This window comes from Comamonas sp. CMM02 (assembly GCF_014851485.1).
In the GTDB taxonomy this organism is placed as follows: domain Bacteria; phylum Pseudomonadota; class Gammaproteobacteria; order Burkholderiales; family Burkholderiaceae_C; genus Comamonas; species Comamonas avium.
On sequence record NZ_JACUZW010000006.1, the window covers coordinates 123,898 to 141,749 of the forward strand.

General features: G+C 56.0%; 13 protein-coding genes and 1 tRNA gene. All 14 read right to left on the reverse strand.

Translation table 11 applies throughout. The features are described from left to right. Positions 1–24: 24 nt before the first annotated feature. Positions 25–2,328: an ATP-binding protein gene (locus tag IB213_RS17130; RefSeq protein ID WP_192408037.1), complete on the reverse strand. Its 2,304-nt coding sequence runs from the start codon at positions 2,326–2,328 to the stop codon at positions 25–27. Beyond that, on the reverse strand, positions 2,325–2,975 hold the full coding sequence (locus IB213_RS17135) for a DUF4390 domain-containing protein (protein WP_192408039.1): 651 nt from the start codon (positions 2,973–2,975) through the stop codon (positions 2,325–2,327). The genes IB213_RS17130 and IB213_RS17135 overlap by 4 nt, the downstream gene beginning before the upstream one ends. Positions 2,976–2,979: 4 nt before the next feature. Beyond that, the gene (rsmB, locus tag IB213_RS17140) at positions 2,980–4,362 is read right to left on the reverse strand and encodes a 16S rRNA (cytosine(967)-C(5))-methyltransferase RsmB (RefSeq protein ID WP_192408041.1); all 1,383 of its coding nucleotides are present in this window, start codon (positions 4,360–4,362) and stop codon (positions 2,980–2,982) included. Next, a complete protein-coding gene (locus IB213_RS17145; RefSeq protein WP_192408043.1) occupies positions 4,359–4,874 on the reverse strand; it encodes a hypothetical protein in 516 nt (171 codons plus the stop codon). The genes rsmB and IB213_RS17145 overlap by 4 nt, the downstream gene beginning before the upstream one ends. Positions 4,875–5,046: 172 nt before the next feature. Further along, the gene (gene rpoC / locus IB213_RS17150; protein WP_191722171.1) at positions 5,047–9,252 is read right to left on the reverse strand and encodes a DNA-directed RNA polymerase subunit beta'; all 4,206 of its coding nucleotides are present in this window, start codon (positions 9,250–9,252) and stop codon (positions 5,047–5,049) included. Positions 9,253–9,375: 123 nt separating this feature from the next. After that, positions 9,376–13,488 (reverse strand): DNA-directed RNA polymerase subunit beta, encoded by a 4,113-nt coding sequence (rpoB, locus tag IB213_RS17155; protein WP_191722170.1) that lies wholly within the window; start codon positions 13,486–13,488, stop codon positions 9,376–9,378. 282 nt (positions 13,489–13,770) lie between these two features. Then, positions 13,771–14,145: a 50S ribosomal protein L7/L12 gene (rplL, locus tag IB213_RS17160; protein ID WP_191722169.1), complete on the reverse strand. Its 375-nt coding sequence runs from the start codon at positions 14,143–14,145 to the stop codon at positions 13,771–13,773. A gap of 36 nt (positions 14,146–14,181) precedes the next feature. After that, positions 14,182–14,706, reverse strand: a complete 525-nt coding sequence (rplJ, locus tag IB213_RS17165; protein ID WP_191722168.1) for a 50S ribosomal protein L10 — start codon at positions 14,704–14,706, stop codon at positions 14,182–14,184. Positions 14,707–14,937: 231 nt separating this feature from the next. Further along, positions 14,938–15,633, reverse strand: a complete 696-nt coding sequence (gene rplA / locus IB213_RS17170) for a 50S ribosomal protein L1 (protein WP_191722167.1) — start codon at positions 15,631–15,633, stop codon at positions 14,938–14,940. Position 15,634: 1 nt separating this feature from the next. Continuing rightward, positions 15,635–16,066, reverse strand: a complete 432-nt coding sequence (gene rplK, locus IB213_RS17175) for a 50S ribosomal protein L11 (RefSeq protein ID WP_191722166.1) — start codon at positions 16,064–16,066, stop codon at positions 15,635–15,637. A 95-nt stretch (positions 16,067–16,161) separates the two neighbouring features. Beyond that, entirely contained in the window at positions 16,162–16,752 is a 591-nt protein-coding gene (gene nusG, locus IB213_RS17180) for a transcription termination/antitermination protein NusG (RefSeq protein WP_191722165.1), read from the reverse strand. Next, on the reverse strand, positions 16,752–17,135 hold the full coding sequence (gene secE / locus IB213_RS17185; RefSeq protein ID WP_192408045.1) for a preprotein translocase subunit SecE: 384 nt from the start codon (positions 17,133–17,135) through the stop codon (positions 16,752–16,754). The genes nusG and secE overlap by 1 nt, the downstream gene beginning before the upstream one ends. Before the next feature lie 88 nt (positions 17,136–17,223). Then, a tRNA-Trp gene (locus IB213_RS17190) sits at positions 17,224–17,299 on the reverse strand. A gap of 13 nt (positions 17,300–17,312) precedes the next feature. Then, on the reverse strand, positions 17,313–17,852 hold a 540-nt coding region (locus tag IB213_RS17195; protein WP_255501969.1), incomplete at its 5' end, for an EF-Tu/IF-2/RF-3 family GTPase.

The window sequence follows — 17,852 nt, forward strand, 5'->3', positions numbered from 1 at the left end:
TACAGGTTTTAGGTTCACCGCCCCTCACGGTGCCTCGGTGTTTACAGGGACAAATGATAGCGACACTTGTGCACCTTGCACTATGCCGTTATCCATACGGTTGGCCAAATCAATGCGTGCGCCATGCTCATCCGCAATTTTTTTGACTACCGCCAGGCCTAAGCCCGTGCCCCGCACCTTGGTTGTCACATACGGTTCAAACGCACGCTGCAAGATATGCGGAGGGAAACCCGCTCCACTGTCGCAGATGCTCAGTCGAACACGTTTGCTGCTTTCAATCCATTGGGTAGATATTTCTACCGGCGCGGGCGCAATGCCCAAAGCTTCTGCCTGCTGAAGTGTCGCATCTTGCGCGTTTTGCACCAAGTTATGAATGACTTGGCGCAATTGCTGTGCATCTCCCGCCACCAATGGGGCCAGCCCATCCAGCTGAGCATGCACCGGCACCTGCGCGTTTTCTTCGCCGTACAGCTGCATCAAGTCAGATACGAGTGCATTCAAATCCACGGGCTGCAACTCGGCGGCTGGCAGCCGTGCATAGTCACGAAACTCGTTGACCAGACGCAGCATGGCGGCGACCTGATCCACAATGGTTTTGACGGAACGGTTGAGTAGCGCCTGCTCGGGCGGCTCCAGTTTGTCCGTCAGTTTCATTGCCAGCCGCTCGGCAGACAACTGAATGGGGGTCAGCGGATTTTTAATTTCGTGGGCCACACGGCGCGCAACTTCTGCCCACGCTTTTGAGCGTTGTGCAGAAACAATTTCTGAAATATCGTCAAACACAATCAGCCGCCGTGACTGTGGCAGCTCCGCGCCGCGTACCACCAAGGTGGTTTTTCCTTGCGCTGCCTCACCATCTTGCCCACTGGTCACGTGGTCTAGCGACAGCTCCAGCACTTGCTGCCAGCGGTCACGCCCGCTGGCCGCCCCACGCTCCCCTAAAAAGATATCGAACTGCTCGCGCACCATGTCTGCCAATGTGCTCAAGCCCGGTACATCCTCTAATTTCCGACCTATGTAAACCGCCATGGGCATGCGCAAAATGCGCGTAGCGCCAGGGTTAATGGTCAGTACATGCCATCGATCGTCCAAGACAAGAACGCCTGATGTCAGGTTGTCCAAGATGGTCTGCAAATTGGTCCGTGCAGCATTCACTTCGATCATGCTTTTGTCGACTGCGGTGCGCGCGTCCAGCAACTGCTGCGTCATCAAGGCAAACGACCGGGTCAGCCCCCCCAGTTCATCTTTGGTCTGCAGCGCAATTTTTGGGGTCAAGTCACCCCGTGCCACATCCCGTACGCCTTGTGCAAGCACGAGCAAAGGGCGAGCCAGCTGATTGCCCAGCAGCACTGCCAGCAATACGGCACCAAACACGGCCAGAAACAGGCTCAGCGTCAGCGTACCAATGTACATTCGCTGCAGGCCCTGGCGTGCCAAGGCGCGCTCCTGGTACTCACGATTGGCGTCTTGCACCGCAAGGGCGTTGGTCACCAGCGCTCTGGGCAAAGGGATAGAGGCCTGCAAAAAGCGTCGCTCTGCCAGCAACTCCAATCGGGAGTTGCTCACTAAAGCAAGAACTTTGACATGCACGCTGTCCATGTTTTCACGCGTATTGCTGGCCGCAACCTCGTCCAAGCCTTCGATGTTGGCCATGGCTTTCAAGCCCGAGCGCAAGCTGCGCAACTGCTGGCTGCTGGGCCTGGCTGGCGAAAGCTCCAGCAAAGAAGTTCCCGCGCTGGCCACGGCCACACCAGCGTCGTTCCACAGCACCACGTCGGTGGCACCTAATTGTTCGCGAATACGCTCAAGAACCAGACCTGCCCCAGCATCTGGTACCTGGGTCAATTGCTGACTCGCCGTGCGCGTGCTGTTGGCCATGTCATTGGCGATGGTTTCCAACGTGACGCTGGCCAGATTGACGCCGGCACTCAACGCCCCTTCGACCTTGACATCAAACCAGCTTTCAATCGATCGCGATACAAACTGGTAGGACACCACATAAATCAACAGACCGGGTATCACACCCACCAACCCGAAGATGGCTGCAAGCTTGAACAACAACCGGCTGCCAAATTTGCGTTGCTTCCAGCGCACTGCCAGACGTACTGCCATCCACAGCAACACCAAAGACAGCGCCACTGCCACCAGCACATTCAAGCCAAACAGCCAGGCATAGTGGCGCTCATACAGCTCACGATTGTTCGTGGCCTGCATCAGCAAAAACAGCAGCACCAGTCCGATCGCACACATCACCGCACCCGCCACGCCCAAAGCCCAGCGGGTTGACCTGCGCGATGCAGAAGATGTCGTTATTGAAGAAGCGCTCATTGAAACTGACTCAAATCCACACGCTCGCGGTGCGTCACCAGCAAGTTCCAATCCGCCCGACCCAAGACACCAATTTGTAGAGGTCTGGGAAAGTGCGAGAGATCAATCCGAAAGCGCAGCTGCAAGATGGCACTGCCGCTGGAGAGCAAATCTGCCGTCCGGCCGATCCGCCAACGCACAATGCGCTGCATGGCTTGCACCGCATCCTGCAAGGTTTCAAAAGAGCTGGATAACGCGACACCCAACCCTTGCCCCTCAAAGGGCTGACTGCCCGTGTACAGCCGCCAGCGGCGGGTCAATGGCTGGTAGCTCAGCCGCATAAAGCGTTCAGCCCGCAATAGCTCCTGATCGCTCCAGTACCAGCGCTCGCGCAGCATGACGGCTTCAGCAATGAAGTGCACAGGAATACCTTTGAGCAAAGCATCCTGCACCAGATCAGGCAATGACCAGTTCAAGGTGGTCGTCAGCAGCAACGCATCGCCATCGCGCAGCAGTTGAACCCCAGACCTGCCATCCTTGTCCATCAGCTCTGAACCATGTGCGTCCGCGTCTTGCGCACGCGCAATGCACGGCGTGATGGTGGCTGCGCCCACCGCAGCCACCATCGCTAGTGCCAAAGCACGGCGCTGCTCTCCTTGTGCAGACAAAGAGTCAGACGTTTTTTTGCAGCAGTGCGTAGAAGAAGCCGTCGTGGTCACCTGCGTCATTGTCCGGGAGCAGGTCAGTTTGCGCCGTAATTCCCGGAATTAAATGTCCAGGTGACGGCAATAACTGCGCCTGTGTGTTGCGTGCAAGAAACGCTTGCACCTGTTCATCCCCTTCGGCTTTAAAGACAGAGCAAGTGCAATACAACATGCGTCCACCTGCTTTGAGCAACGGCCACAAGGCGTCCAGGATCTGCGCCTGAATTGCGGCCAGCTGGTCCACATCGCTTTCACGACGCAACCAGCGCACATCCGGGTGGCGGCGCACAATGCCAGACGCGGTACAGGGCGCATCCAGCAAGATGGCGTCAAATTGCTGGCTGCCGTTGGCTTGCTGCCACCATTGCGAGGGTTTCCCGGCATCCGCCACGATGACCTTGGCATGGTCTTGCAGGCCTGTGCGCAGCAAGGTGTCGTGAATGCGTTCGCTGCGCTGGGCATCCACTTCCAAAGCGGTCACCTGTAGGGGTGAAGTTGCACCGGCAAACTCCAGCAAATGCGCGGTCTTGCCTCCAGGTGCTGCACAGGCATCCAGTACCTGCAGCGGCAAGCTCAGGTCCAGACCCTGCAGCAGCAGTGGTGCTGCCATTTGTGCAGCGCCATCCTGCACCGAAACCACACCTTCTGAAAAGCCTGGCAGCGCTTGCACATGCTGCGCCCGTACCAGCTGCACACCATTTTGACCAAACAGCGTGGATTCAATATCTATGGCTGCCAGCGCTTTCTGATACTGCTGTGGAGTGGTTTTTTGCTGGTTCACTCGCAGGCTCATCGGAGCCTGTGCATTGTTGGCTTTCAGAATGCGTTGCCAGTCTTGGGGGTAGTCTTTTTTCAGCCGATCCAGCCACCATTGCGGGTGGCTCCAGCGCGCCAGGCTGTCGTTGTCCGTAGCGGCCACCAAGGCATCACGTTCTCGTAAAAAACGACGCAAGCATGCATTCAAAAAGCCCGCCTGGCGCAGCAAGCTACCGCGCTTGGCTGCTTCTACGGTTTGATTGACCAGGGTAAAGGGTTCATAGGGGGCCTGATCTGCATCCCACGCCAAAGCCAGCGCGGTGCACAGCAATGCATCCACTTTGGCTGGCGGCGCTTTTGGAGCAAGCTGCCTGCGCAGCGCTTGCGCACGCCCCAATTGACGCAGCACCTGAAACAGCAATGCCTGCACACCGGGGCGCAAACGCACGGGTACTTCGGCCAAAGCTGCTGTGCCGGATTGGCCCGACAAAATCATTTGCAGGGCTTGAGCAACCGCCGCCAGTTGCTGCCACAAAGGAATCGGTGCTGCAGCCTGCGCTGCAGCAGCATCGTGTTGAAAAATCTTTCGCGTCATGCGGGTGGCTGCATCAGCAATGCAGCATCTTTCTGAAAAGTTCGGCCAGGTTTCAGGCCACTAAGTCGTGCGATGACACATGCAGGAAACTGAGCGATTGCCTCGTTGTATGCATGAATCGCTGTATTGAACTGCTCTGTGCTGTGGCTTTGCAAGGTAATCAATTGCGTCCACCGCAGCTCCCATTCTTGCTGCTCATCCGACTGCGCTTGTGCCTGCGCGCCATGCAGTTGCACATACGCCTGCCATGCCACTTGGACACCTTGCCATGCACTATCCAGCGCTGCAATTGTCTCCGGTCGCAGTGGTTGTAGCTTCGCCTGGTGCAACGCCGCTTCCAGCAGGTTCGCACTGGGTAGCAGTGCCTGCCTGACGTGCTGCAAACAAGACTGCTGCACCTCTTGTTCAGGCAACTGTGCGTTGGCACAGCTGCGCAGCAGGTCGAGCAGTTGCACAAATTGCACCTCCACAGCGACAAAGGCCGTTTTGCAGGCAGCACGCATGCGTTTCATGCGCTTCCATGCGCCAGTGATCCAAAACACTAGCAGCGCGAGCAATAGCCATTCGAGCGACAAGATCCACATGGTCGAAAACACAGGATAAATACCAATAAAAACGCTCCCTACCCACCATAAGGCAAGTAGGGAGCGCAGGGCGATGGTGCCTAATCAGGCAACGCGGCGATTAGGCGGCGTTGTCTTCAGAAGCATTCACCTCGCCAGCCATTTCAGCGGCTTCAGCGTCGGCAATGGCACGGCGCTCTGCGTCGTCCATGGCATCTTTGGCCTTGCGCGCCTGGTGGTAAGCCAAGCCTGTACCGGCAGGGATCAGACGACCCACGATCACGTTTTCCTTCAGGCCGCGCAACTCGTCGCGCTTGCCCATGATCGCAGCTTCGGTCAAGACGCGGGTAGTTTCCTGGAAGGAAGCCGCAGAGATGAACGAATCGGTCGACAGCGAAGCCTTGGTAATACCCAGCAGCACGTTGGAGTACGTGGCAGGGATCTTGCCTTGGGCTTGAAGCGCTTCGTTGGTGTTCAGGATTTCCGAACGCTCCACTTGCTCGCCAGCGATGTAAGTGGATTCGCCCGTGTTCTCGACCACCACGCGACGCAGCATCTGACGAACAATCACTTCAATGTGCTTGTCGTTGATCTTCACGCCTTGCAGACGGTACACATCCTGAACTTCGTCCACGATGTAACGGGCCAGCTCTTCGATACCCAGCAAACGCAGAATGTCTTGCGGATCAGCTGGGCCGTCCACAATCGATTCGCCCTTGTTCACCACCTGGCCTTCGTGGACCAGAATGTTGCGCTCCTTAGGAACCAGCTCTTCCCAGACCTTGCCTTCCAGATCGGTGATCTGCAGACGGATCTTGCCCTTGGTTTCCTTACCGAACGACACGGTACCAGTCATCTCAGCCAGTGTGCCCTTGTCCTTGGGTGTACGTGCTTCGAACAGCTCGGCCACACGAGGCAGACCACCGGTAATGTCTCGGGTCTTCTGACCTTCAACAGGGATACGTGCCAGCACTTCGCCAGGACCCACTTCTTGGCCGTCGCGCACTTGAATCAGCGCGCCCACCTGGAAGCCGATCGTCACCGAGTGATCGGTGCCTGGAATCTTGACTTCTTGGTTGTTGGCGTCGATCAGCTTGACCTGAGGACGTACCACCTTGGCAGAACCGCGGCGCTTGGGGTCGATCACAACCAGGGTCGACAGACCGGTCACATCGTCCACCTGCTTGGCCACAGTCAGGCCTTCTTCCACATTCTCGAACTTCACCTGACCGGCGTATTCGGTAATGATCGGGCGGGTCAATGGATCCCAGTTGGCCAGAATCTTGCCGGCCTTGACGGTTTCGTCAGGCTTGATGGTCAAGATGGCGCCATAAGGCACCTTGTGACGCTCACGCTCACGGCCGTTTTCGCTGATCACGATTTCGCCGGAACGGGAAATCACCACCAGGTCACCCTTGGAGTTGCTGACGTAACGCATGGTGGCGTTAAAGCTGACAGCACCGTTGGACTTGGCTTCAACGCTCGAGGCCACCGCTGCACGCGAAGCCGCACCACCAATGTGGAACGTACGCATGGTCAGCTGGGTACCGGGTTCACCGATGGACTGCGCAGCAATCACACCCACTGCTTCACCCAGGTTCACCATACCGCCGCGACCCAGGTCACGGCCATAGCACTTGGCGCACAAGCCGTAGCGTGTTTCGCAGTTCAGCGCAGTGCGAACCTTGATTTCGTCTACGCCCTGAGCTTCCAGCGCTTCAATGATGTCTTCGTTCAGCAAGACGCCCGCAGCCAGCAGCACCGAACGGTTTTCAGGGTGCAGCACCTCTTCCACCGTGGTACGACCCAGCACGCGATCGCGCAAGGACTCAATCACTTCACCGCCTTCAACGATGGCACGCATCAGCGCGCCATTGGAGGTGCCGCAATCGAGCTCGGTCACGACCAAGTCTTGCGTCACATCGACCAGACGACGTGTCAAGTAACCCGAGTTCGCTGTCTTCAACGCCGTGTCGGCCAGACCCTTACGGGCGCCGTGGGTCGAGATGAAGTACTGCAACACGTTCAGGCCTTCGCGGAAGTTCGCGGTAATAGGCGTCTCGATAATCGAGCCGTCTGGCTTGGCCATCAGACCACGCATACCTGCCAACTGGCGAATCTGAGCGGCCGAGCCTCGAGCACCCGAGTCCGCCATCATGTAGATCGCGTTGAACGACTCCTGGTCCACTTCGTTGCCGTGGCGGTCGATGGTTTTTTCAACCTTCAACTGGTCCATCATCACCTTGGACACGTCGTCGCCAGCCTTACCCCAGATGTCCACCACCTTGTTGTAACGCTCGCCCGACGTCACCAGACCGGAGACGTATTGCTGCTCGATTTCCTTCACTTCGGATTCGGCATTGGCCAAAATGCCGGCCTTTTGTGGAGGCACCAGCATGTCGTCGATCGACACCGAGAAGCCCGCGTGGGTCGACAGACGGAAGCCGTTTTGCAGCAGCTTGTCAGCAAACACCACGGTCGCCTTCAGGCCACACTTGCGGAAAGAAGAATTGATCAGCTTGGAGATCTCTTTCTTCTTCAACGCCTTGTTCATGTGGCTGAAAGGCAGGCCCTTAGGCAAAATTTCCGACAACAGCGCACGGCCCACGGTGGTTTCCACCAGGCTGACGGTCTTGACGAATTCGCCTGTTTCCTTGTCCTTGGTCCACTCAGGCAGGCGCACGCTGATCTTGGCGTGCAGTTCTGCTTCGCCAGAATCCAAAGCGCGTTGCACTTCGTTGGTGTCCATGAACACCATGCCTTCGCCCTTGCCGTTGATCTTGTCACGCGTGGCGTGATACAGACCCAGCACCACGTCCTGAGAAGGAACGATGGAAGGCTCGCCCGAAGCGGGGAACAGCACGTTGTTGGAGGCCAGCATCAAAGTGCGGGCTTCCATCTGTGCTTCAACCGACAAAGGCACGTGAACAGCCATCTGGTCACCGTCAAAGTCAGCGTTGAACGCCGCGCAGACGAGTGGGTGCAGCTGGATGGCCTTGCCTTCGATCAAGATAGGTTCGAACGCCTGGATACCCAAACGGTGCAGCGTAGGCGCACGGTTGAGCATGATCGGGTGTTCTTTGATGACCTCTTCCAAGATGTCCCAAACCACGGGTGTACCGGATTCGACTTCTTTCTTGGCAGCCTTGATGGTGGTGGCAATGCCGCGCTGTTCCAGCTGGGCAAAGATGAAGGGCTTGAACAGCTCCAGCGCCATCAACTTGGGCAAACCGCACTGGTGCAGCTTGAGGTAAGGACCCACGGTAATCACGGAACGACCGGAGTAGTCGACGCGCTTACCCAGCAAGTTCTGGCGGAAGCGACCGCTCTTACCCTTGATCATGTCGGCCAGAGACTTCAGGGCACGCTTGTTAGCGCCCGTCATGGCCTTGCCGCGACGACCGTTATCCAGCAGCGAATCCACCGCTTCTTGCAGCATGCGCTTTTCATTGCGAGCAATGATCTCTGGAGCCTTCAGCTCCAGCAGGCGGCGCAGGCGCGAGTTACGGTTAATAACGCGGCGGTACAGGTCGTTCAAGTCGGACGTAGCAAAACGGCCACCGTCCAGTGGCACCAGCGGACGCAGGTCTGGAGGCAGCACAGGCAGCACTTCCAGCACCATCCAGCCGGGCTTGATGCCAGACTTCTTGAACGCTTCCAGCAGCTTCAGGCGCTTGGCGTTTTTCTTGACCTTGACTTCAGAACCGGTCAAGTCACCGCGCAGGCGCTCGATTTCGCTGTCGATATCAATGCCATCGAGCAGGTCCTTGATACCTTCAGCGCCCATCTTGGCAGTGAATTCGTCGTAGCCAAATTCTTGCTGCTTAGCGTCGTAGTCGTCCTCGGTCATGATGCCGAACTTCTTCAGCGGGGTCATGCCGGGATCGGTCACCACATATGCTTCAAAGTACAGCACGCGTTCGATGTCGCGCAGTGTCATATCCAGCACCAGGCCCAGGCGCGATGGCAGCGACTTCAGGAACCAGATGTGGGCGCAAGGTGCGGCCAGATCGATGTGACCCATGCGTTCGCGGCGAACCTTGGTCTGTGTGACTTCAACGCCGCACTTCTCGCAGATCACACCGCGGTGCTTCAAGCGCTTGTACTTACCGCACAGGCACTCGTAGTCCTTGATAGGGCCAAAGATCTTGGCGCAAAACAGGCCGTCGCGTTCGGGCTTGAACGTGCGGTAGTTGATGGTCTCTGGTTTCTTAACTTCACCGAAAGACCACGAACGAATTTTCTCGGGCGAAGCCATGCCGATCTTGATGGCATCGAAATGCTCATCCGGCGTGAATTGCTTGAACAGGTCGAGTAGCGATTTCATGTAACTCTTTCCCTTTTCATCCAAATTAATAGCTGCCATCGCTGTATTTGCGCTGATTTCCGTATTCAATCATGCGCAAATCCTTTGCTTATCAGCGATGGCTGCTTACTTTTTTATAAGGCCTTAGGAACGCTCGAGTTCGATGTCCAAGCCCAAGGAACGGATTTCCTTGACCAGCACATTGAACGACTCTGGCATACCCGCTTCGATGGCGTGCTCGCCCTTGACGATGGATTCGTACACCTTAGTACGGCCCACCACGTCATCGGACTTGACGGTCAGCATTTCCTGCAGAACGTAAGCGGCGCCGTAAGCTTCCAGCGCCCACACTTCCATTTCACCGAAACGCTGGCCACCAAACTGAGCCTTACCGCCCAGAGGTTGCTGCGTAACCAGCGAGTAAGGACCTGTGGAGCGGGCATGCATCTTGTCGTCCACCAAGTGGTGCAACTTCAGGTAGTGCATGTAGCCAATGGTCGTTGGACGCTCGAACTGCTCACCAGTGCGGCCATCAAACAGGTAAGCCTGTGTGCGGGCTTCGGTCAGACCCTTGCGCGCCTTCAGGTCATCAGGGTATGCCAGCTTCAGCATGTCCTTGATTTCCTGCTCGTTGGCACCGTCAAACACTGGCGTTGCGAATGGCACGCCGGTCTTCAGGTTTTCAGCCATGTTCAGGACTTCCGTATCGCTCAGCAGCGACAGATCTTCCTTACGGCCACGCGAGTTGTAGACCTCTTCCAGGAAGGCACGCACTTCAGCCACTGCCGCTTCATCGCGCAGCATGTCGCCAATGCGTTGGCCCAGACCCTTACCCGCCCAGCCCAAGTGCACTTCCAGCACCTGACCAATGTTCATACGCGAAGGCACGCCCAATGGGTTCAGCACGATGTCAGCGGTGGAGCCATCAGCCATGAAAGGCATGTCTTCCACAGGCACGATCTTGGAGACCACACCCTTGTTACCGTGACGGCCGGCCATCTTGTCACCCGGCTGCAGACGACGCTTGACTGCCAAGTACACCTTGACCATCTTCAGCACGCCAGCAGGCAACTCGTCGCCTTGTGTCAACTTCTTGCGCTTTTCTTCGAAGGCCAGATCGAATTCGTGGCGCGTTTGCTCCAGCGAGTTCTTGATGGATTCGAGCTGAGCAGCTACGTCGTCTTCCGCAGGACGGATATCGAACCAGTGGAATTTCTCCACGCTGTCCAGGTACGCCTTGTCCAGTTTGGCACCCTTGCTCAGCTTGTTCGGGCCACCGTTGGCAGTACGACCCAGCAAGAGCTTTTCGATACGGTCGAATGCGTCGGCTTCCACAATACGCAACTGGTCGTTCAGGTCCAGACGGAAGCGCTTGAGTTCATCGTCGATGATCTGCTGAGCGCGCTTGTCACGCTGGATGCCTTCGCGGGTGAAGACTTGCACGTCGATCACGGTGCCAGACGAACCCTGGTCCACGCGCAGCGAAGTGTCCTTCACGTCCGAAGCCTTCTCGCCAAAAATGGCGCGCAGCAGCTTCTCTTCAGGCGTCAGCGTGGTTTCACCCTTAGGCGTCACCTTGCCAACCAGCGTATCGCCGGGCTGCACTTCTGCACCCACGTAGATGATGCCGGACTCGTCCAGACGGTTCAGCTGGTGCTCAGACAGGTTGGGGATGTCGCGGGTAATTTCTTCCGCACCCAACTTGGTGTCACGCGCCATCACCACGAGTTCTTCGATATGGATCGAGGTGTAGCGGTCTTCAGCCACCACGCGTTCCGAGATCAAGATCGAATCTTCGAAGTTGTAGCCGTTCCATGGCATGAACGCGATCAGCATGTTCTGACCAATGGCAATTTCGCCCAGGTCGGTCGATGCGCCGTCAGCAATCACATCACCCTTGGCCAGCTTGTCGCCACGCTTGACAACAGGACGCTGGTGAATGTTGGTGTTCTGGTTGGAACGCTGGTACTTGATCAGGTTGTAGATATCTACACCCACTTCGCCGGCCACCGCTTCTTCATCGTTGACACGAATCACGATACGGGTGGCGTCGACGTAGTCCACGATACCGCCACGCTTGGAAGTCACGACCGTGCCCGAGTCAACCGCAGCAACGCGCTCGATACCGGTACCGACCATGGGCTTTTCAGGACGCAGCACAGGCACAGCCTGGCGCGACATGTTGGCACCCATCAACGCGCGGTTCGCGTCATCGTGCTCAAGGAAAGGAATCAGGGAAGCAGCCACCGACACGATCTGTGCAGGAGACACGTCCATGTACTGCACACGCTCAGGCGACAGCAGCGTCGATTCACCCGCTTCACGGGCCGACACCAGATCACCCACCAGACGGCCTTCTGTGTCCAGCTCGGCGTTAGCCTGAGCGATCACATATTTGCCTTCTTCAATGGCGGACAGGTAGTCGATTTCCATCGTCACCTTGCCATCGACCACGCGACGGTAAGGCGTCTCGATGAAGCCGTACTCATTCAAACGAGCGTACAGCGCCAGCGAGTTGATCAGACCAATGTTTGGACCTTCAGGCGTTTCGATAGGGCAAACGCGACCGTAGTGAGTCACGTGCACGTCACGCACTTCAAAGCCTGCACGCTCACGTGTCAAACCACCTGGGCCAAGGGCCGATACACGGCGCTTGTGGGTGATTTCGGCCAGAGGGTTGGTCTGGTCCATGAACTGCGACAGCTGCGATGCACCGAAGAATTCCTTCAGAGCCGCAGAAATAGGCTTGGAGTTGATCAGGTCGTGGGGCATCAGAGGCTCTTGCTCTGCTTGACCCAAACGCTCCTTCACAGCCTTTTCGATACGTGCCAGACCTGTGCGGTACTGGTTTTCGGCCAGTTCGCCCACACAGCGTACGCGGCGGTTACCCAGGTGATCGATGTCATCGACCTCACCCTTGCCGTTGCGCAGGTCTACCAGCAACTTGACCACAGCCAAGATGTCTTCGTTAGACAGCACCATGGCACCCGTTGCGCCATCACGGCCCACGCGGGCGTTGAACTTCATGCGGCCCACGCGCGACAGATCGTACGTGTCTGCGTTGTAGAACAAGCGATGGAACAAAGCTTGTACGGCGTCCTCGGTTGGAGGCTCACCGGGACGCATCATGCGGTAGATGGCTACACGTGCAGCGAACTCGTCCGCTGTTTCGTCTGTGCGCAGGGTTTGCGAAATGTACGCACCCTGATCCAGCTCATTCGTGTACAGGCACTGAATGTCCTGGATACCAGCACTGCGCAATTTCTTGAGCAAAGCTTCGGTCAGCTCTTCATTGGCCTTGGCGATGATTTCACCGGTATCAGGGTCAATGATGTTCTTGGCCAGCACGCGGGCGATCAGGAAGTCTTCAGGTACGCTGACGTACTTGGTGCCCGATTGCTCCAGCTCGCGGGTGTGACGCGCAGTGATGCGCTTGTCCTTGGCAACCACGACCTTGCCCGACTTGTCGGTGATGTCGAAGCGTGCAACTTCACCACGCAGACGATCGGCCACAAATTCCATTTGTGCGCCACTGTCCATCAAGCGGAAGTTGTCGTTGACGAAGAAGTGCGTCAGGATTTGCTCGGGCGACATACCAATCGCCTTGAGCAGAATCGACACAGGCATCTTGCGACGACGGTCCACGCGGAAATACAGCAAATCCTTGGGATCGAATTCAAAATCCAGCCAAGAACCACGGTAAGGGATGATGCGTGCCGAGAACAGCAGCTTGCCCGAACTGTGCGTCTTGCCCTTGTCGTGTTCGAAGAACACACCAGGCGAACGGTGCAGCTGAGACACGATGACGCGTTCAGTACCGTTGATGATGAACGAGCCCTTGTCAGTCATCAGGGGCACTTCGCCCATGTAGACCTCTTGCTCTTTCACTTCCTTGACGACTTTCGACTGGCTGGTCGAAGACTCGCGGTCGTAAATGATCAGTTGAACCTTGGCACGCACAGCCGACGCGAACGTCAAACCACGCGTCTGGCACTCGCGCACGTCAAACGCAGGCTTGGCCAAGTTGTATTCAACAAACTTCATCTCCACAAATCCATTGTGGGAGACGATAGGAAATGCCGATTCAAAAGCCGCTTGCAGGCCTTCCATCGTACGTTTTTTGGGGGCTGAATCTGCTTGCAGGAATGCGGTATAGGCATCTTTTTGCATCTGCAGCAGGTAAGGCACTTCGAGCACGCTGTCGCGGCTGCCGAAACTCTTGCGAATTCGCTTGCGTTCGGTATAAGAATAGGCCATGAGATCTCCGGGCAAAGACATGAGTCCTGGGTCTGCGACGACACGGTCCAGCAAATGGGCGAGCGCTTTTTTGCCGGCTTGGCGGTTGGCCACTACCAACCATGGCTGACGGCGGTGCATTGCACATCGCCCGAACCAAGGCGTCTTCTGCTGTCGGGTTGTCAGAAGACACTAGAAAACCGTTAAATAACACGGCTTTCTGGTGTGCTCTAAAAGTCATATCCACAAGCGCCAAAGGCTGGAGTGCCTTTTCAGACACTCCAGCCTCAGGATTGGACTGAATTACTTCAGTTCAGCCTTTGCACCAGCTTCGATCAGCTTCTTCACAGCAGCTTCAGCGTCAGCCTTAGGAGCGGCTTCCTTAACAACCTTAGGAGCGCCGTCAACCAGATCCTTAGCTTCCTTCAGACCCAGGCCAGTGATTTCACGCACAGCCTTAATCACGGAAACCTTGTTTGCGCCAGCTTCAGTCAGAACGACGTTGAAGTCGGTCTTTTCTTCAGCAGCAGCAGCAGCACCGCCGCCAGCAGCAGCAGGAGCGGCCATAGCAGCTGCGCTCACGCCAAACTTCTCTTCAATTGCCTTAACCAGGTCGTTCAGTTCCAGAACAGTCATGCTGTCCAGGGCGGTCAAGAATGCGTCTTTATCGAATGCCATTTGATTTCCTAACAAATTTGTTGGTTTGCCGAGCGCTTAGGCTTCGGCTGTTTCGGCTGCCACTTCGGCAGAGCCTTCGCTCTTCTGAGCCGCCAGAGCACCCAGCACAACGGCTGTACGCGACATGGGGGACATCAGCAAGCCGCACACTTGCGCCAGCAGAACTTCCTTGGAAGGAATGTTTGCCAACTGCTTCACACCGTCCACGTCCAGGGCTTTGCCACCGAAAGCGCCACCGCGAATTACCAACTTGTCGTTGGTCTTCGCGAAGTCGGCCACCACCTTAGCGGCAGCCACTGCGTCTTCAGAGAAGCCATAGATCAGAGGACCAGTCATCTGGTCAGCCACAATTTCAAACGCGCTACCAGCGACAGCACGGCGGGCCAGCGTGTTCTTCAACACGCTCAGGCTCACACCCTTGCTGCGAGCATCAGCACGCAGTTTGGTCATGTCGGCGACCGTGATGCCACGGTATTCCGCGATCACAAGCGTTTGAGCTTTAGCGGCGAGGCTGGTCACTTCAACGATGACCGCTTCTTTCTCACTGCGATTCAGACTCAAGGTCTACTCCTTAAAATGCACACGCTGAGAATTCCCTTTGTGTGCGCTCTTATTGCAGCGACCAACTGTTAGAAGGACATTTATCCATCTGCAGCGGGATCGCCATCTGCGCTGGAAGTATTAAGTGGCAAGCCACACCAGCGGTCTTGGATGGCCTGAAGACGCTGCCAAGCAACGCATTCAGCCCACCACATTAGCCCGCCATTTCTGGCGAGCTAAAGATTTTAGCAATTAAGCTGCGATGGATTGTGTCTCAACGCGAACACCCACACCCATGGTGGAGGATACAGCCACCTTGCGCAGGTACAGACCCTTGCTAGTTGCTGGCTTCGACTTGTTCAGAGCATCAATCAGCGCAGCCAAGTTGGCTTGCAGCTTATCGTTGTCAAACGAACGACGGCCAATGGTCGAATGAATGATACCGGCCTTGTCAACGCGATACTGCACTTGACCTGCCTTGGCGTTCTTCACAGCCGTAGCAACGTCAGGAGTCACAGTGCCAACCTTAGGGTTAGGCATCAGACCGCGTGGGCCCAAGATTTGACCCAACTGACCCACGATGCGCATAGCATCTGGAGCAGCGATCACGATGTCGAAAGGCATGTCGCCAGCCTTAACCATCGCAGCCAAATCATCCATACCAACGATGTCTGCGCCAGCGGCCTTGGCCTCTTCAGCCTTAGCACCTTGAGCGAACACAGCAACGCGAGTCGTCTTACCAGTACCGTGAGGTAGCACAACAGCGCCGCGCACCACTTGGTCCGACTTCTTGGCATCAACGCCCAACTGAACAGCCACGTCGATGGATTCATCGAACTTGGCAGTAGCGGCTTCCTTCACCAAAGCCACAGCTTCAGGGAATGCGTACAGCTTGGTGGAGTCCACCTTGCCCTGCAGGGCTTTTTGCTTCTTGGTCAACTTGGCCATTTTACAAACCCTCCACGATCACACCCATCGAACGAGCAGAACCAGCCAGCGTACGCACAGCAGCGTCAACGTTAGCAGCGTTCATGTCCTTCATCTTGGTGTTAGCGATCTCTTCCAGCTGAGCGCGGGTGATCTTGCCAACCTTAGCCTTCAAAGGATTCGAAGAACCCTTATCCAACTTGATTGCCTTCTTGATCAGCACAGTTGCTGGAGGCGTCTTGATAACGAATGTAAAGCTCTTGTCAGCAAAAGCAGTGATCACCACTGGCAAAGGCAGACCTGGCTCAACACCTTGAGTCTGCGCATTGAATGCCTTGCAGAACTCCATGATATTCAGGCCGCGCTGACCCAGCGCAGGACCGATTGGAGGGGATGGGTTGGCCTTACCAGCTGGCACTTGCAGCTTGATGAAGCCGACGATTTTTTTCGCCATTTTTAGCTCCTAACGGGTAGTAACGCTACACAGCAAAGTGCAGCTCCCCGTGATTACAGCCCCTTTGTTTCAATACGCGGGACTAAAAACGTATCTCAAGTTTTTTCGACTTGAGAGAATTCCAACTCAACCGGCGTAGAGCGTCCAAAGATAGCCACAGAAACTCGCAACCGGCTTTTCTCGTAGTTCACTTCTTCAACGCTACCGTTAAAGTCCGTGAAAGGACCTTCCTTCACGCGAACAAACTCACCAACCATAAACTCAATCTTGTGGCGAGGCTTTTCGGAGCCCTCTTGCATCTGGCTCACAATCTTCTGAACTTCAGCTTCAGAGATCGGTGCTGGGCGATTTTTTGCACCGCCCACAAACCCAGTAACCTTGCTCGTATGCTTGACCAGGTGCCAAGTGTCATCTTCCATGACCATTTCGACAAAGACGTAGCCAGGAAATAGGCGTCGCTCCGTTGTCTTGCGCTGGCCATTTTTCATTTCCACCACTTCTTCGGTGGGAACCAAAATACGACCAAACTTATCTTGCATACCTGCGCGATTAATGCGCTCAGTAATATTGCGCTCTACCGCCTTTTCCATGCCCGAATAGGCATGCACGATATACCAACGCAGATCAGGATTGACAGGAGCAGACGCACCGGCCTCACCCGACACAGGTTCGATCGAATCAGTCATTAGCTTCTCCAGCCCAAAATGAGATCATAAAGAGCCCATTCAAGCGTTTTATCTGTCAGCCACAAAAACAGTGCCATGACCACTACAAACGCAAAAACGTAGAGGGTCATCTGCAAGCTTTCCTTGCGAGTTGGCCACACTACTTTTTTGACTTCTTTCCAAGAATCTTTACCAAAGGCCAGCAATTGCTTGCCTTGCTCAGAAACCAAGAATGTGGCGGCGGCAGCAACCAGCCCCACCGTCAGCGCACCCCATTGAGCAAAAGATCCTTGCTTTGATAGCAAATAAAACCCGGCTACTGCAGCAACCACCAAAAGCAATGCACCAACCAACTTGATCTTATCGGCACCTGTGCGAACTGTTTCTACTTGCGATGTGGCCATATCTCACTTTTTCTCACTCCAACTATGCTGGAGCACAAGACACTTAAGCCCGCCATTTACTGGCGGGCTTAGCGTTACCACTACATGGTGGCAGGGGCAGTAGGAATCGAACCTACAACCTTCGGTTTTGGAGACCGACGCTCTGCCAATTGAGCTATACCCCTAAACCCGAACTAATTAAGCAATGATCTTGGCAACAACGCCGGCACCAACAGTACGGCCACCTTCGCGGATAGCGAAGCGCAGACCTTCTTCCATAGCGATAGGAGCAATCAGCTTCACAGTGATCGACACGTTATCGCCAGGCATAACCATTTCCTTGCCTTCTGGCAGCTCGATGGAGCCTGTCACGTCAGTTGTACGGAAGTAGAACTGAGGACGGTAGTTGTTGAAGAAAGGAGTGTGGCGACCGCCTTCGTCCTTGGACAACACATACACTTCGGAAGTGAACTGTGTGTGGGGCTTGATGGAGCCGGGCTTGCACAGCACTTGGCCGCGTTCCACGTCTTCACGCTTTGTGCCGCGCAGCAGCAGGCCCACGTTGTCACCAGCTTGACCTTGATCCAGCAGCTTGCGGAACATTTCCACGCCAGTGCAGATGGTCTTGACAGTGTCCTTGATACCGACGATTTCGATTTCTTCGCCGACCTTGATGATGCCGCGCTCGATACGGCCTGTCACCACGGTACCGCGACCGGAGATCGAGAACACGTCTTC

What these genes read in the sequence shown, in the direction of transcription:
- IB213_RS17130 (WP_192408037.1), bottom strand. Translation starts at nt 2,328, where the DNA reads ATGAGCGCTTCTTCAATAACGACATCTTCTGCATCGCGCAGGTCAACC.
- rsmB (WP_192408041.1), bottom strand. Translation starts at nt 4,362, where the DNA reads ATGACGCGAAAGATTTTTCAACACGATGCTGCTGCAGCGCAGGCTGCA.
- IB213_RS17145 (WP_192408043.1), bottom strand. Translation starts at nt 4,874, where the DNA reads ATGAAACGCATGCGTGCTGCCTGCAAAACGGCCTTTGTCGCTGTGGAG.
- rpoC (WP_191722171.1), bottom strand. Translation starts at nt 9,252, where the DNA reads ATGAAATCGCTACTCGACCTGTTCAAGCAATTCACGCCGGATGAGCAT.
- rpoB (WP_191722170.1), bottom strand. Translation starts at nt 13,488, where the DNA reads ATGGCCTATTCTTATACCGAACGCAAGCGAATTCGCAAGAGTTTCGGC.
- rplL (WP_191722169.1), bottom strand. Translation starts at nt 14,145, where the DNA reads ATGGCATTCGATAAAGACGCATTCTTGACCGCCCTGGACAGCATGACT.
- rplA (WP_191722167.1), bottom strand. Translation starts at nt 15,633, where the DNA reads ATGGCCAAGTTGACCAAGAAGCAAAAAGCCCTGCAGGGCAAGGTGGAC.
- rplK (WP_191722166.1), bottom strand. Translation starts at nt 16,066, where the DNA reads ATGGCGAAAAAAATCGTCGGCTTCATCAAGCTGCAAGTGCCAGCTGGT.
- nusG (WP_191722165.1), bottom strand. Translation starts at nt 16,752, where the DNA reads ATGACTGATTCGATCGAACCTGTGTCGGGTGAGGCCGGTGCGTCTGCT.
- secE (WP_192408045.1), bottom strand. Translation starts at nt 17,135, where the DNA reads ATGGCCACATCGCAAGTAGAAACAGTTCGCACAGGTGCCGATAAGATC.